This window comes from Streptomyces sp. NPDC014995, assembly GCF_043080745.1.
Lineage (GTDB): Bacteria > Actinomycetota > Actinomycetes > Streptomycetales > Streptomycetaceae > Streptomyces.
On the sequence record NZ_JBIBVX010000002.1, the window covers coordinates 106,029 to 120,565 of the forward strand.

At 71.4% G+C, this 14,537-nt stretch carries 11 protein-coding genes; 2 read left to right on the forward strand and 9 right to left on the reverse strand.

Annotated features, from left to right (window positions below; translation table 11 throughout):
• Positions 1 to 62 precede the first annotated feature (62 nt).
• From ACF1A1_RS04885 to ACF1A1_RS04905, 5 genes are all read right to left on the reverse strand, one after another.
• Positions 63 to 2,246 (reverse strand): ArnT family glycosyltransferase, encoded by a 2,184-nt coding sequence (locus tag ACF1A1_RS04885; protein ID WP_391645503.1) that lies wholly within the window; start codon positions 2,244 to 2,246, stop codon positions 63 to 65.
• Positions 2,243 to 3,706, reverse strand: a complete 1,464-nt coding sequence (locus ACF1A1_RS04890; RefSeq protein WP_391645505.1) for a glycosyltransferase — start codon at positions 3,704 to 3,706, stop codon at positions 2,243 to 2,245. Before ACF1A1_RS04890 ends, ACF1A1_RS04885 begins: the two co-directional genes overlap by 4 nt.
• A gap of 14 nt (positions 3,707 to 3,720) precedes the next feature.
• Positions 3,721 to 5,379: a sensor histidine kinase gene (locus ACF1A1_RS04895; RefSeq protein ID WP_391645507.1), complete on the reverse strand. Its 1,659-nt coding sequence runs from the start codon at positions 5,377 to 5,379 to the stop codon at positions 3,721 to 3,723.
• Positions 5,380 to 5,473: 94 nt separating this feature from the next.
• On the reverse strand, positions 5,474 to 6,211 hold the full coding sequence (locus tag ACF1A1_RS04900; protein ID WP_391645509.1) for a response regulator transcription factor: 738 nt from the start codon (positions 6,209 to 6,211) through the stop codon (positions 5,474 to 5,476).
• A gap of 279 nt (positions 6,212 to 6,490) precedes the next feature.
• Positions 6,491 to 7,375, reverse strand: a complete 885-nt coding sequence (locus ACF1A1_RS04905) for a DUF2797 domain-containing protein (RefSeq protein ID WP_391645511.1) — start codon at positions 7,373 to 7,375, stop codon at positions 6,491 to 6,493.
• Positions 7,376 to 7,483: 108 nt separating this feature from the next.
• Between ACF1A1_RS04905 and ACF1A1_RS04910 the strand changes: the two genes are divergently transcribed.
• Positions 7,484 to 8,011, forward strand: coding sequence for a hypothetical protein (locus ACF1A1_RS04910; protein ID WP_391645513.1), 528 nt, complete (start codon positions 7,484 to 7,486; stop codon positions 8,009 to 8,011).
• Between the two features lie 387 nt (positions 8,012 to 8,398).
• Positions 8,399 to 10,951, forward strand: coding sequence for a YncE family protein (locus ACF1A1_RS04915; protein ID WP_391645515.1), 2,553 nt, complete (start codon positions 8,399 to 8,401; stop codon positions 10,949 to 10,951).
• Between the two features lie 51 nt (positions 10,952 to 11,002).
• Here ACF1A1_RS04915 and ACF1A1_RS04920 read toward each other — a convergent pair whose 3' ends face one another.
• From ACF1A1_RS04920 to ACF1A1_RS04935, 4 genes are all read right to left on the reverse strand, one after another.
• Positions 11,003 to 11,554, reverse strand: coding sequence for a hypothetical protein (locus ACF1A1_RS04920; protein WP_391645517.1), 552 nt, complete (start codon positions 11,552 to 11,554; stop codon positions 11,003 to 11,005).
• An 81-nt stretch (positions 11,555 to 11,635) separates the two neighbouring features.
• The gene (locus ACF1A1_RS04925; protein ID WP_391645519.1) at positions 11,636 to 12,682 is read right to left on the reverse strand and encodes a CU044_5270 family protein; all 1,047 of its coding nucleotides are present in this window, start codon (positions 12,680 to 12,682) and stop codon (positions 11,636 to 11,638) included.
• Positions 12,679 to 13,299 carry an RNA polymerase sigma factor gene (locus tag ACF1A1_RS04930; RefSeq protein WP_391645521.1) on the reverse strand — a complete coding sequence of 207 codons (621 nt, stop codon included), beginning with the start codon at positions 13,297 to 13,299 and terminating at the stop codon, positions 12,679 to 12,681. The genes ACF1A1_RS04925 and ACF1A1_RS04930 overlap by 4 nt, the downstream gene beginning before the upstream one ends.
• A gap of 434 nt (positions 13,300 to 13,733) precedes the next feature.
• Positions 13,734 to 14,537: a class I SAM-dependent methyltransferase gene (locus ACF1A1_RS04935; protein ID WP_391645523.1), complete on the reverse strand. Its 804-nt coding sequence runs from the start codon at positions 14,535 to 14,537 to the stop codon at positions 13,734 to 13,736.

A 14,537-nucleotide genomic window follows, 5' to 3' on the forward strand; every position in this document is an offset into this window, starting at 1 on the left:
TGGCCCGGGGCTGGAAGCTCCCCGGGCCACCGCCCGTCGTCGGCGAACCGTCGTCCCGCGGGTCAGCCGCTCGCCTTCTGCGTGAGGTCGTAGAAGGTGGCCGAACCCACGGTGATCTGCTGGAAGTTGGCCTCGACCCACTCGGTGATCTGCGCGGACGTGCCGTCGCCGCTGCCGCCCATGCCACCGCCGGATCCGCCGCTGACGAAGTAGTGGATCCTGCCGTCGGCCACGTACTCCTTGAACTGCGCGAGCGTCGGGGACGGGTCGGTGCCGTTGAAGCCGCCGATCGCCATCACCGGGTCGCCGGTGGCCAGCTGGTAGCTCGCCGCGTTCTGGGCGCCGATGGCCGCCGCGACCCACGTGTACTGGTCGGAGTCGGTCTCCAGCAGCTTCTGGGCCTCGGAGGTGACGCTGGCGCCGTTCAGCAGGCCGCCCATGCCGCCACCGCCGCCGCCCATTCGGCCGCCGTCGCCGGTCTGGCCGCCGGGGAAGCCGTTGCCCTGGTTCTGCGTGGTGCCGTTGCCGTTCTGCTGGTTCTGGCCGGGCATCCCGCCGCCCATGCCACCCGGGAACCCGTTGCCCTGGTTCTGCGTGGTGCCGTTGCCGTTCTGCTGGTTCTGGCCGGGCATCCCGCCGCCCATGCCACCGCCGCCGCCCGGCCCGCCACCGCCGCCCAGACCGCCCCGGCCGCCCGAGACCGCCGGGCCGGCGGTGACGATCGAACCGCTGTGGCCCTCGCTCAGCGTGGTGAGGGTGTACGCCGTCGGGCCGGCCAGCGCCGCGGCCAGGCCCAGCCCCGCCGCACCGAGGGCCAGCCGGCGCCCCAGCCGGGCCACGAGGACCAGGCCCAGCGCGGCGGCGAGGCCGCCCACCAGGACCAGCCACTTCAGCCACGGCAGGTAGTCGGAGGAGCGGTTGAGGAGGACGTACCCCCAGACCGCGGTGGCCGTCGTCGCGGCCGCCAGGGTCAGCGACGCCCACGCCTTGTCGCGCTCCTGCCACAGCTGGGCCGCGCCCATGCCGATCAGCGGCGCGATGTAGGGGGCGAGGGCCACGGTGTAGTACTCGTGGAAGATACCCTGCATGTAGCTGAAGACCACCATGGTGATCAGCAGCGCGCCGCCCCAGACCAGGAAGGATCCGCGCGTCACCGATGTGCGCGGGGCCCTGCGGGTGGCCACCAGGCCCGCGGCCAGCAGGATCAGCGCGGCCGGGATCAGCCAGGAGATCTGTCCGCCGATGCCGGAGCCGAACAGACGGTCCCAGCCGGTCTCACCCCAGCTGCCGCCGCCGTTGCCGCCACCACCGACGCTGCCGGTCTCCTCGCCGTTGAGACGGCCGAGACCGTTGTAGCCGAAGGTCAGCTCCAGGAAGGAGTTGTTCTGCGAGCCGCCGATGTACGGGCGGGAGGTGGCCGGCCACAGCTCGACGATCGCGACCCACCAGCCGCCGGAGACGACCAGGGCGACCGTCGCCAGGGCCAGCTGCCCGAAACGCCTCTTCAGGCTCACCGGCGCGCAGACCGCGTACACGATCGCCAGCGGCGGCAGGATCAGGAAGGCCTGGAGGGTCTTGGCGAGGAAGGCGAAGCCGATCGCGACACCCACCCACACCAGCCACTTCGTGCGGCCGTCCTCCAGGGCGCGGATCACGAGGTAGCAGGCCACCGCCATCAGCAGCGCCAGCATCGCGTCCGGGTTGTTGAACCGGAACATCAGCGCGGCGACCGGGGTGAGCGCGAGGACCGCGCCCGCGATCAGAGCGGCGCCCGCGCTGAAGCGGCGGCGCACGGCCGCATGGACGACGGCGACCGTGCCGACGCCCATCAGCACCTCGGGGACGAGGATCGCCCAGGAGCTCAGGCCGAAGATCTTGACCGACAGGGCCATCGGCCACAGTGAGGCCGGGGGCTTGTCGACGGTGATGGCGTTGGCCGCGTCCAGCGAGCCGAAGAAGAAGGCCTTCCAGGACTGGCTGCCGGCCTGCACGGCCGCGGAGTAGAAGGAGTTCGCGTAGCCGGAGGCGCTGAGGTCGTACAGGTAGAGGAGGCAGGTGACGAGCAGCAGGCCGAGGAAGGCCGGGCGCGCCCAGCGCGGGTCCTCGGGGCGGCCGCGCCACAGTCTGCGGACGAAGGGCTGCTTCGGCTCACCCGGCCCGGGGGCCGGGACGGCCGGTTCCCGGCGCACGGCAGGTGCTGTCTCCGGCGGGCCCCAGGTGGCCGTCCGGTCGAGGTCGGTGGTCATCGGGCGTCCCCCGGGTCTGTGTCGTGGGGGCGCACCGGCTGCAACCGCGTGGTGGCGTCCCTCCAGGTGCCGTCCGCGGCTTCACCGACGCGGAACTGGGTGGTGTCGTACGGGTCGGCAGTGGTGTTCCGGCGCTGCCCGAGCGGCGCCTGCGACGCGGTGGTGGAGTACGTCGACGAGGCCGGGCCGGGCGATGCCGTCGCGGGCCGGTCCTCGCTCTCCCGCCGGTCGGGGAAGACCCACACCCGGAAGAGCAGGAAGCGCAGCACCGTCGCCGCGAGGTTGGCGGCGACGAGGACGGCCAGCTCGGTGGAGTGCGCGGGGTCCGACGTCGCCGCGTTGAGGGCGACGAGCGAGCCGCTGGTCAGCGAGAGGCCGATGCCGAAGACGACCAGGCCCTGCGCCTGGTGGCGGACGGCGCCGGAGCGGCCGCGCACCCCGAAGGTGAGCCGGCGGTTGGCGGCGGTGTTGGCGATGGCGGAGACGAGCAGCGCCAGCGCGTTGGCCACCTGGGAGCCGGAGAACTGCCGGAAGCCGCTGTACAGCAGCAGGTAGAAGAGGGTGGACAGGCCACCGACGAAGCAGAAGCCGACGAGCTGGCGGGCCAGGCCCTTGGGTACGTCCATGATCTCGCGGTCGCGGGGGTCGTCGCCGAACGGCCTGGTCAGCCGGTCCAGCGAAAGCGAACCGGTGGCCAGGGCCTTCCCTACGCGCCACACCCCCTTCAGGTCCTCGGTCGCCGTCCTCACGATGTGCACCGTGGAGTTCGGGTCGTCGACCCAGTCGACCGGCACCTCGTGGATACGGAGACCGGCACGCTCGGCGAGCACCAGCATCTCAGTGTCGAAGAACCAGCCGGTGTCTTCCACCAGGGGGAGCAGAATCTGTGCGACGTCACGGCGGATCGCCTTGAATCCGCACTGGGCGTCCGAGAAGCGGGCCTGGAGCGAGCCGCGCAGGATCAGGTTGTAGGAGCGGGAGATGAACTCCCGCTTGGCGCCGCGCACCACGCGGGAGCTGCGGGCCAGGCGGGAGCCGATCGCCAGGTCGGAGTGGCCGGAGATCAGCGGCGCCACCAGCGGCAGCAGCGCGTTGAGGTCGGTGGACAGGTCCACGTCCATGTAGGCGAGGATCGGGGCGTCCGAGGCCGCCCAGACGGCCCGCAGCGCACGCCCGCGGCCCTTCTGCTCCAGCCGGAAGGACGTCACCTCCGGGATCCGCGTCTCCAGCAGCTGCGACACGTCAGGGGTGGCGTCCGTCGACGCGTTGTCCGCGATCGTGATGCGGAACGGGTACGGAAACGTCCGGGTGAGGTGGTCGTGCAGTCTGCGGACGCACGGCTGGAGGTCCTTCTCCTCGTTGTAGACGGGGATCACTACGTCCAGGACAGGCGTACCGGCTGTGGCGGCCGGGAGGTGCTCCCGCGCCGGCAGGGTGCCGGAAGAAGAGTCGGTTCGCATGTCGACGACTTTCGTCAAGCGCCCTGTTGCACCCATGTGCCGGCCCTGTGCTGGCCCTGTGAGTCCAGTTGCCAGTTCGTTTCGGGCGCGGGCCGGGGGACGGCGGGCGCGAGCGCGGGCAGGTGCACGGTGAAAACGGTCCGTCCGGGCACGCTGTCGACGGTCACGGCGCCACCGTGCGCGGTCGCGACGGCCTGCACGATGGCGAGGCCGAGGCCGGTCGAACCGGTGGAGCGGGAGCGCGCGGAGTCGCCGCGGGCGAACCGTTCGAAGACGTGCGGGAGCAGGTCCGACGGGATGCCCTGGCCGTTGTCCTGCACGTCCACGCACAGCCACGGGCCGCGCCGCTGGACGCGTGCGGTGACGGTCGTGCCGGGCGGGGTGTGCGTACGGGCGTTGCCCAGCAGATTGACGAGCACCTGTTGCAGGCGCGCCGCGTCCGCCGAGACGAGCGCGGGCTCGTCGGGCAGCTCCAGCCGCCAGACGTGGTCCGGTCCGGCGGCCCGCGCGTCGCTGATCGTGTCGACGACCAGCGGTACGAGGTCGGTCTGGTCGAACTGCAACGGCCGGCCCGCGTCCAGGCGGGCGAGCAGCAGCAGGTCCTCGACGAGGAGGGTCATCCGCCCCGCCTCGGACTCGATACGGCCCAGGGCGTGCCGGGTGTCGGGGCCGACCTGTTCCCGGCCGCGCCGGGTGAGCTCGGCGTACCCGCGGATGGAGGCGAGGGGGGTGCGCAGCTCGTGGCTGGCGTCCGCGACGAACTGCCGGACCCGCGTCTCGCTCTGCTGGCGGGCGTGCAGGGCGCCGTGGACGTGGTCCAGCATCCGGTTGAGCGCGGCGCCGACCTGGCCGACCTCGGTGTGCGGGTCGGTCTCGGACTCCGGGACACGCTCGCTGAGGTTGACCTCGCCGGTGTGCAGGGGGAGTTCGGAGACGCGGGTGGCGGTGGCGGCGACCTTGCGCAGGGGGCGGGTGGCGACGCCGACCAGCACGTATCCCGCGATGCCGGCCGCGATGAGACCGGCGGCGGTGACGCTGACCTCGACGAGGATGAGGGTGTTGATGGTGGCGCTGACGGAGTCGGTGGGCAGGGCGACGTAGAAGGCGCCGCGGTCGCTGTAGGTGTCGACGTACTTGACGCGGTACTCGCCCTTGCCGGGGATCTCCACCGTGTGGGTGCCGTCGTCCCTCGGCACCTTCGCCAGCGCGGCCTCGACGGCGGCGGAGAGCGCCTTGGCGGTCATGCCCGTGCCGGTGCTGTTCTCGGTGGCGATGACCGCCGTGCCGACCGTGCTGCCGCTCACGGTGGCGACGATCGTGTTCGGTTGGGTCGGGCCCTTGGTGACGAACTCCAGCTTGTCGCCCGTCGACAAGGTCGACGCCGAGGACGTGGAGGAGCCGTCCGACGACGTGCTCGTGTCCGGGACCACCGGGCCGCCGGGGGCGCCGCCGCCCGGCTTCGGGCCGCCGGCCCGCCGGGCGACCTCCTGGACCTGGCCGTCCAACTGCTTGTAGAGGTGCTGCTGGAGGGCGATCGTCGTCACCGTGCCGATCACGGCGCAGACCACGGCGATCAGCGTGACCGCGGAGACGACCAGCCGCGACCGCAGGGACCGCGGGGTGCGCTGCCTCTTCTGCTTCTGCTTCTGGCGCTGTCTTCTCTGCCTGCTCATCACGCTTCCCTCGCTCCTCCCGGCGCCGCGTGCACCGCACGGCGGGCGGTGGGCATCAGTGCCGACCGCCCCACCGGTTGCCGCCCGGTCCGCCTCAGCCGGCCGGCTTGATCAGGTAACCGGCACCGCGCCGGGTGTGGATCATGGGCTCGCGCCCGGCGTCGATCTTGCGCCGCAGGTACGAGATGTACAGCTCGACGACGTTGGCCTGACCGCCGAAGTCGTACGACCAGACGCGGTCCAGGATCTGCGCCTTGCTGAGGACACGCCGGGGATTGCGCATGAGGAAGCGCAGCAGCTCGAACTCGGTGGCGGTGAGGTGGATGTTCTCCCCGGCCCGCGACACCTCGTGGCTGTCCTCGTCCAGGGTGAGATCGCCGACGACCAGCACGGAGTCGGACCGCCGGTCGGCGGCGCCGGAACGCCGGATGAGCCCGCGCAGCCGGGCGACGACCTCTTCCAGGCTGAACGGCTTGGTGACGTAGTCGTCACCGCCGGCGGTCAGACCCGCGATCCGGTCCTCGACCGCGTCCTTGGCGGTCAGGAAGAGCACCGGCACGTCGGGCAGCTCCCGCCGCAGCCGCCCCAGGACGGTCAGCCCGTCCATGTCGGGCAGCATCATGTCGAGGACGACGGCGTCGGGCCGGAACTCACGAGCGGTCTGAACGGCACCCGTGCCGTCCCCCGCACTCCGGATCTGCCATCCCTCGTAGCGCAGGGCCATGGACAGCAGCTCGGTGATCGACAGTTCGTCGTCCACCACAAGCACTCGGACGGGGCTCCCGTCCGGCCTCAGCAGTTCGGTGCGCCCCTGGGGCGAGGTCGTGGTCATGGCAGACACCATGTCGGGGCCCTCTGAGAGAGCCCTTTCCGTTGTCTGTGATTTCCCTGAGAAACACACAGGAAGCTCTCAGGGAAGCCCTCAGCAGCGGGAGGAATGCGCACCTACGCGCCGTTTCCCCGCCCTGGATGATCACCCGGAGGCACTGACTCCCCGATGCGGGACCTTTGGGAAGGCTGTCAGGAACCGGCCGTCCTTCCCCCTGCCACCGCCGGCCACCGCCGGCCGCCGCGCTCCGCCACCCACCGCCGCTCGCCGCATCACAGCGGGTCAGAACAGCCCCTCCTGAAGAGGCGCGTCCCCACCCCCCTGCCCCTCGAACTCCCTCACGGGGACGGTGACGTCCCCCACCGCGGTCGGCACGATCTCCCAGCCGGTCATCAACCGGGTGTCGAGTACGAGGACCCCCGCCCCCGTCGCCAGATGCAGATCCGGCCCGGCCGCCGCGACCAGCTCCCCGCTCACCGCGCCCCCGGCGACCAGCTCACTCACCGCGCCGAGGGCGGCCGGCGCCCCCGCGAGCCCGAATGCCCGCACATGGTCGACGGCCCGGAACGGCTCCCGCGTCAACGACTCGGGCCAGCCGCCCAGTTCGACGGCCCGCGCGTGCAGTTCCCCCATCTCACGAGCCCGTTCCTCCTCTCCTACGGGCAACCGGCCCCGTACCGCCCGCTTCTCGGCGTACGGAATCCGGTCGGGCACGCGCAGGGCGGCCCGCAGCAGCTCCTCCGTACGCCGGGCGGCCATCAGCGGGCCGACACCCAGCCAGCTGAAGCAGACCGCCCCCTGCTCCAGCAGCCGTGCCGTCCCCCGCTCGACCGCCGTGATCCCGACCTTGACCAGGCCCGGCCCGAACCACGCCAGATAGACGCGGTACGGCCGCGGGTCGTCGGCGACCCCGTCGGCGGCGACGGAGTGCGCCCGGTCCAGCCGCGCACACTCCTCGCACCGACCACCCGGGCTCCTCCCCGGCACGACAGCCCGCACCGGACACGGATTCCCCCGAGCCCCCACACACCCGCGCACACCCCCTTCCAGGACCCCGAAGGCCACCCGCTTCCCCCACGACAGCGGGCTACGCCGCCCCCCGTCCCACACCAGCACGGGCCCCTGCGCCGACCACCGCAGCCCCGCGCACTTCCACGCCTGTGCCATCACCCACCACGGTAGGCCCCACCACTGACAACGCCCCTCGCTCCACCGCCCCCGCCGACGAGCCGCCACAACGCCCGGGTGGACGCGCGGCTTGGCAGGATGCCGCCCATGGGGAACACACACGCGTGGCCGGTCCTGCACACCACGGACCTGAACGAGGCCTGGAACCTCGCGACCGCACTCCTGAAGGCCGCGTCCTGGTACCGCCCGGACGCCTGCTACCTGAACGCCTGGGCCACCACGGACGACGAGCTGCGCCGCCTGACGGAGACACACCCCACGGCCCTCGTCACGCCGTACGGCCCGGACGGAGCCACCCTCCCCGCGAGCCTGGAACTCGCCGCCGACGACTCCGAGCAGGCTCGCGAGAACCTCCGGTCCTGGGCGGCCATCACCAGCTGCCACATCCTCTGGCACGACCTGAAGTGGCCCCCCGTCCCCGGCCTCGGGCTGGACGAGGAGTACAAGTACGCCGAGCTGGAGATCGCCTGTCACAGCCACGACATCCACTGCGAGGAATGGACACCGGACCACACCGTCTTCATCCACGCCCGCCCCGGACACGACGACCGAGCGGCATGGCTGGCGCAGCAGGTCGGCACGGAAGTCATGGGCCCACCGGAGTTCGGCTGGTAACGCCGCGCGTCCATCTCTCGGCCGGAGCCCAGGGCATCCCGCTCACGGTGTCCCGACTCCGTCTCCTGGGGCCGCGGACGAGGGGCCGTCCGGCCCGGATCGGCGGTAGGCGACCTCCGTCGGCCTCGCCTTCCGCAACCCCGCCCGTCCATCTCCTGGCTTCGTCTCCTGACTCCACGGCTTCCGCCGGCAGCGCGTCCGCCGGGAACGACGCGACGACATCCACGAAGCCTTCCTCGGCCTCGGCACCTGCCTGATCACCCACCGCCACGTCCGACGCCTTCGTCGGGACCTCTCAAGGGAGCGTGAGGGGCCCCCGCGAGGTGGCCTGTCACCGGCAAGAGCTATTGTCCGGCCTGCTTGTCTCACTCTTTTCACAGGAGCTTCATGCGCCTCAAGCAGGTCTCGCTCGCCGCGGCCCTCTCCCTCGTCGCCGGGCTGACCACCGCCACCGTCGGCCTGGCCGGCTCGGCCGCCTTCGCCGACGGCACCGCGGTGCTGCCGCTGTCCGGTTACGCGGACATGCTGGTCGACACCGCTCACCAGCGCGTCTTCTTCAGCCAGGGCGCCGGCTCGACCGGCATCGTGGTCACCGACCTGTCCGGCGCCCCCGTCGCCACCATCCCGGGCGAGCAGGGCGCCACCGGACTGGCGCTGTCGTCCGACGGCGGCACGCTGTACGCGGCCCTGGCGGACGGCGACGCGATCGCCGCCATCGACGCGGCGACGCTCACCGAGACCGGCCGCTGGTCCACCGGGACCGGCAGCGCCCCGGTCTCCGTCGCCGTGGCCGGCGGCCGGGTCTGGTACGGATACACGGCCGACGGCAAGGGCGGCATCGGATCGGTCGACCCGTCCGCCGCCGCCCCGGCGGCGACCCCGCAGCCCGCCATGTCGCACTGGTCGGTCGCACCGCTGCTCACGACGGGCGGCGACGTACTCGCGGCGGAGGAGCCGCAGCAGAACCTCAGCCACGTGGCCACCTTCGACGTCTCCTCCGGCACCCCGTCGGCCAAGGCCGACACCCTTGTCCACGGCGGCACGGCGACGGGGTTCGAGGTCACCGGCGACGGCACGAAGGTGCTGCTCGCCGCCCCGCAGCAGCTCGCTCTGAAGGCGTACCGCAGCTCGGACCTGGCCGGCGCCGACCCCGCCGGGTACTTCACCGGCGGCGCGAACTCCGCCCCGAACGCGGTCGCGGCCGACACCGACGGCACGATCGCCGTCGCCGGCACTTCCGGCGTCTACCTCTACGCCGGCTCCAACACCCTCGCCGAGAACCGCGTCACCTTCCCGTCCGGCACCACCGTCGCCCCCGACGGCCTGGAATGGGGAACCGACGGCACGACGCTCTACGCCGTCACGCGGGACTCCTCGGGTGCTCACACCCTCAACGTGCTGAGCACCGCCAAGCTGACGGACACCCAACTCTCCCTGGAACACCCGAAGTACGCGGTCCCCACCCAGCAGTACACGATCACCGGCTCGCTGAGCACCCGCGGCTTCCTGCCGGCCGGCGCAGCCCTCCAGGTCACCCGCGACGGCACGGCCCTGCCCGACACCACGGTCGGCGAGGACGGGACGTTCGCCCTCAGCGACACCCAGCAGGACGAGGGAACGTACACCTACCAGGTGTCGTACGCCGGTGACGCGACGCACCGGGCCGCGACGGCCTCCCTGACGGTGCACGTGGCGAAGCTGCCGACCACCCTCACGGGCCCGGACCTCACCTCGGCGAGCCCCGGCTCGGTCGTCTTCACCGGCTCGCTCCTGACCCAACTGGGCCTCGGCAGCCTCCCCGAGGGCACCACCGTCCAGGTGGACAGGAGGAACGACGCCACACAGGAGACGGTGCAGCTCCCGTCCGTCCCGGTCGACCCGGCCACCACCCGGTTCACGGTCACCGACGCGCCGGGCAGCGCCGGACAGTTCACCTACATCCTGTCGTACGCGGGTGACGCCACCCACCAGCCGACATCCGCCGGCATGAGCGTGATGGTCTCCCCGTACGCCCCGGCCCTGACCCTCAAGGCCCCGGCGACCGCGACACGCGGGGCCGCCCTGTCCTTCGGCGGCGGGCTGAGCGACGCCCCCTACGGCAGCGGCCAGACGGTCACCGTCTCCCGCACGGACGCCGCCCACACCACGACGCCGGTGAAGTGGACCGTGCCCGTGGGCGCCGACGGCACGATCACCGTGAAGGACACGCCGTCCATCGGCGGCGCCAACACCTACACGGTGAGCTACCCGGGCGACGCCTCCCACCGGGCGGCCACCGCGTCCGCCATCGTCCAGGTGTCCCGCGCGGCGACGGCCGTGTCCGTCACCACCAACGCGTCCTCGTACGCGTACGGCGCGACGGCCACCGTCACCGCGCACCTCGGCACCACGTACAACAGCCGTACGGTCTCGCTCTACGCCACGCCCTACGGCGGCACCAAGACGCTGGTCAAGACGGGGACCGTGGACGCCCAGGGCAACCTGACGGCCGCCTACAAGCTCACCCGCAACACGACGTTCACGGCGTACTTCGCGGGCGACTACCGCTACGCGCCGGCGACGGTCACCCGCGCGGCCAACACCTATGTGAAGGTCGCGACAACGCTCGGCGGCTACTACACGAGCACCACGTACAGCGGCATCACCTACCGCGTCTACCACCGCACGGTGAAGCCCACGGTGACCGCGACCGTGACGCCGAACAAGGCGGGTCAGTGCCAGCGCTTCCAGGTCCAGCAGTACTCCAGCGGAGCCTGGCGCACGCTCACCACGTCGGGCTGCTTCACCCTGACCGCGAACAGCACCGCGAAGACCCAGCTGAGCCTCACCAACGCGCTGAACCAGAAGTTCCGGGTCCGCTCCCAGTACGAGCGCAGCACGAAGGACAACACCAACCTGAGCACGTGGGGCACCTGGCTCTACCTCACGGTCAGGGCCTGAGGCCCACGCAGGAGGCCCCCGCCGGGAGGCGGCGGGGGTCCCCGCAGCCGTCTAGAGCCGCTTCAGGTTCCGGTCCAGGATCACCCGGAGCCGCTCCACGTCCGCAGGGTCCTGAGCGCCCCGCTTGGGAAGCAGCGCGACTCCGGCCGCACGCTCACCGCCGAGGAGCACGAACAGTCCAGGCGTCTCCAGATACTCCCGGAACACCGTCCAGTCCATGCTGAAGGAAGCCCGCTCGCCGGTGGAGACCGCACCGCGGTCGTCGGCCACCGTGCGGCACTGCCCGTACGGCTCCACCATGCTGAACATCCGGCGGGCCATGGTGCGCAGCCCTCGTACAGTGCCCCAGAACGCGACTGGCACGGCGATGACCAGCGAGACGATCCACACGGGCAGCGGGGCACCGCTGAAAGCCGAGAATACGACTACGCTGGTTGCCGCCATCAGCGGCGCCATGAGCGCCTGGGCCCGCCCCGCCGGTGACCGACGGGCCCTCGCCCGGAGCGCCTCCTCGAAGTCCGCGGCCGTCGGCCGGTACACGAACTCCACGGCCGTACCGAAGTCCGTGTTCTGATGTGAGGAAGCCCCGCCCCTGGTGTCCATGGGCGGCGATCCTAGCGACGGGGTGTCAGCCGGATTCGGCCAGCTGGGTCTGATTTCCAGTGACGCCCTTGTCCCCTCCGGTCAGCTGTCGGTCCTGGCCGGTGCCTTGCCGTGCTGGTCGACGACCGTGCGCCGCATGATGGCGTCGGTCCCGAACAGTGTGTCGGAAGTGACCCCCTTGGACTCATCCCTGGTGATGTACGAGCGCGAGCCGAGGAACGCGAGGGTGTTCTTGTCGAAGATCCATTCGTCGCGCGTGGCGGAGGAGGCGTCTTCCCGCGTGACGGCGATGCCGTGACGGCCGGCGGCGTCGACGGCGTCGGGGATCTCCTGCACTCCGGGGATCTTCGCGGCTGCCTTGTAGAAGGCGGAGGCGTTCGCGGGCGGCATGATCGTCTCGCCCACCAACTGGCCGATCCTGGAGAAGACGACCTGCTCCTTCGACTGGCCGTCGTCCACCCTGGTCTGCTTGTAGAGCAGTTCGAGCAGCGCGTCGGGGTCGGTGGGAAGCGAGGCCAGCCACTTGTAGGTGGGGTGGTCGATGCCCGCCCGGACGGCGTCGGAGGAGTCGATGGGAATGGTCTGACCGGGCATCACGGCACCCTTGCCAGATTCACGGATCCACCCGGTCCTGGTGACGGGGCCGGAGTCCTGCGACATCCAGACCTCCCGCTCGTGCAGGGCACCGAGCCGCACGGGACCGCCGAAGGTGCCCTCGTTCGAACGGGTCAGGCTCTCGACATACACGTACTGCCCGTCCTTCACCGGCGTCGCATCGGTTGCCATGGCTGCGACGGCGATCCGGTTGAGGGTGGCGGAGGCACTGTTGGCCTGGTCGGCCCGGGTCATCGGGACGGAGGTGTCGTCAGCGCCGGAGAGCGTGACGATCAACGCCCCGGCCAGTGCCATCGACGCGAGGGGCAACAGCACGACTGCACGCGTCAGCCGACGGTGTGGTGTCGGGCGAGCCTGGGTGGAGGGGGTGCGGTCGTGGTCGATGTGCTGCATCAGTACGTCCTTGTAGTGGAGGTGTCTGCTCGGCGGGAGGTCCCATTCGGCCGGAGCCGACAGCAACTCCTCGACCTCACGCCCGGTGGGAGCGGCGTACGGCGGATTGCTGTTGTTCATCCGGTTTCCTCCTGCAGAAACATGGCCGCGAACGCGGCTTCACTCTCCTTCTCTCCGCGAGGGCCCCGCGGTTCCGCCCCGGTGCGGTCGAGTTCACCGGAGCTGATCCGGGCGAGCCGCGCCCGGGCGCGCGACAGCCGCGACCTCACGGTGCCGACCGGGACGCCGAGCGCCTCGGCGGCCTGCTGGTAGTCCAGTCCGGCCGAGACACAGAGGGCGAACACCTCCCGGTCCTGGCGGCGCAGGTGGTGCAGCGCCTCGTGAACCACCACGAGCCGGCGGGCGTCGTCGATCCGGCCTACCGTCTCATCCGCGAAGTCCTCGACGGGACGGGGTGCCGGACTGCGCGCCAGGAAGACGAGCCGACGGCGCAACCCACGGTTGGCGTTGTGCGCCTTGTGCGTGGCGATGCCGAGCAGCCACGGCTTGAGTGAACCACCCTCCGGCTCCACCTTGTCCCGGGTACGCCAGGCGGCGAGGAAGGTCTCGGACATGGCTTCCTCGGCCTCCGACCAGTTGCCGGTCAGGCGCAGGGCATGGTTGTAGACCGCCCGCGCGTGTTCGTCGTACAGGTCGGCGAACGCCGCACGGTCCCCCGCCCGTATGCGAGCACGCATCGACCCCGATGGTTCTGTTTGCCTCACACCCGTTACTCTCCGCGGCTCCGGCGGGGTTCCTATGGCATGCGCCACACCAGGACTGCTTGGACCAGGACTACGTGGCCTGTGTGGGAAGGACTTCCTGCAGCAGGAGCGACAGCCCCAGGAGGCCGAGCGGTGGGCACGCTCCGGAAGCGGATCTGATCTCCCGGCCCGCCGTCTACGCCATCGAGCGACAGATGATCGACGCGATCCCGCAGCGGCGCCTGGCCGCCCTCCTCGCCGACCTCGACCGCATGACGGCGGCGCTCGGCGGATGGTCCGGGAAGACCGAGGCGGGTCGAGTCCCGACATGCCGCGATCCAGGACGTTGCCCGCGCGGCCGCCTTCAAACGGCCGCGAAGCGCGCCTTCGGGCGCGGCGCGAGCCGCACCCGAACGCCGGCGGATGGCCTACGCCACGGCCAGGGCTGAACGGCCGACGCGTATCTTCGACTGGCCGTGCGGGCGCTCCTCCCAGTCCTCCATGAAGCGTGCGTGCAGACCGTGCTGGCGCGCCAGGGCCAGGAGGGTCTCGGTGCGGTAGTAGAAGTCCTCGCGCAGCACCTGGTGTTCAGTGCCCTCGGTGCGGTCGAAGGTGAAGTCGAAGAACCCGGTGTCGGTCAGCACGCGGCCGACGTGCGCGAGGCATTCGTCGATGACCTCCAGCGGCGAGTGGGAGAAGACGCTGTGCGCGTGAACGACGTCGAAATGGTTGCTGGGCAGGAAGTCCAGTGTGAGGTCGCCGGTGATGGTCAGGTGCGGCAGCTTGTCCTGGAGGCGGCGCTCGCTGAGGGTCTTCTTGGCGGCCATCAGGATGTCGGGCGAGATGTCGATCCCGTAGTAGTTGCCACTGTCGAGGTGGCTGATGAAGCGCCAGCCGCCGCGCAGGTTGCCGCAGCCGATGTCGAGCATGCGGTGTTCGGGACGCAGCCCGTGCTCGACGAGGTAGTCGAACTGCATCTGCCCGAGCGCGAGCCAGCGGTCGTGGGTCCGGCTGCCGACCGCGGCCTCCGGGTTGCGGCGGGTGTCCGAGGCCATCACGGCCCGGTAGTAGCCGACGTGGTCGCGGTGTTTCAGGCTGAGCCAGGCGTCCCGGCCGGCCCGGCCGAGGTACGGGACGACGCGGCCGGGGTGGCGCAGCGCGTAGCCGATCTTGTGGGTGAGGGCGGCGCGGTTGTTCCGCAGCTTCCTGGGTGACGTGGCGTCGGCAGGCAT

Coding starts and splice junctions, on each gene's coding strand:
- ACF1A1_RS04885 (WP_391645503.1), bottom strand. CDS start 2,246: ATGACCACCGACCTCGACCGGACGGCCACCTGGGGCCCGCCGGAGACA.
- ACF1A1_RS04890 (WP_391645505.1), bottom strand. CDS start 3,706: ATGCGAACCGACTCTTCTTCCGGCACCCTGCCGGCGCGGGAGCACCTC.
- ACF1A1_RS04895 (WP_391645507.1), bottom strand. CDS start 5,379: ATGAGCAGGCAGAGAAGACAGCGCCAGAAGCAGAAGCAGAAGAGGCAG.
- ACF1A1_RS04900 (WP_391645509.1), bottom strand. CDS start 6,211: ATGACCACGACCTCGCCCCAGGGGCGCACCGAACTGCTGAGGCCGGAC.
- ACF1A1_RS04905 (WP_391645511.1), bottom strand. CDS start 7,375: ATGGCACAGGCGTGGAAGTGCGCGGGGCTGCGGTGGTCGGCGCAGGGG.
- ACF1A1_RS04910 (WP_391645513.1), top strand. CDS start 7,484: ATGGGGAACACACACGCGTGGCCGGTCCTGCACACCACGGACCTGAAC.
- ACF1A1_RS04915 (WP_391645515.1), top strand. CDS start 8,399: ATGCGCCTCAAGCAGGTCTCGCTCGCCGCGGCCCTCTCCCTCGTCGCC.
- ACF1A1_RS04920 (WP_391645517.1), bottom strand. CDS start 11,554: ATGGACACCAGGGGCGGGGCTTCCTCACATCAGAACACGGACTTCGGT.
- ACF1A1_RS04925 (WP_391645519.1), bottom strand. CDS start 12,682: ATGAACAACAGCAATCCGCCGTACGCCGCTCCCACCGGGCGTGAGGTC.
- ACF1A1_RS04930 (WP_391645521.1), bottom strand. CDS start 13,299: ATGCGTGCTCGCATACGGGCGGGGGACCGTGCGGCGTTCGCCGACCTG.
- ACF1A1_RS04935 (WP_391645523.1), bottom strand. CDS start 14,537: ATGCCTGCCGACGCCACGTCACCCAGGAAGCTGCGGAACAACCGCGCC.